A 250-nucleotide genomic window follows, 5' to 3' on the forward strand; every position below is an offset into this window, starting at 1 on the left:
GGGTGTGGACGCCGAGCTTGCCGTCGAGCTTCTCGCCGATCTGCATCGGGATCGCCCGGTCGGGGCCGCAGTCCTCTTCGCGGATGATGACGTCCTGAGAGACGTCCACCAGCCGACGAGTAAGGGCACCCGAGGAGGCGGTCCGCAGGGCGGTGTCGGCGAGACCCTTACGGGCACCGTGCGTGGAGATGAGGTACTCCAGAACGGACAGACCCTCCCGGTGGGTGGCGTTGATCGGCCGCGGGATGAT

General features: G+C 67.6%; 1 protein-coding gene. It reads right to left on the reverse strand.

Annotation, left to right across the window (positions count from 1 at the left end; all coding sequences use genetic code 11):
• Positions 1–250, reverse strand: a 250-nt coding sequence (locus C7C45_RS33280) for a hypothetical protein (protein WP_146247509.1), incomplete at both ends; no start/stop codon positions are given.

It is taken from the genome of Micromonospora arborensis, assembly GCF_003205615.1.
GTDB lineage: Bacteria > Actinomycetota > Actinomycetes > Mycobacteriales > Micromonosporaceae > Micromonospora > Micromonospora arborensis.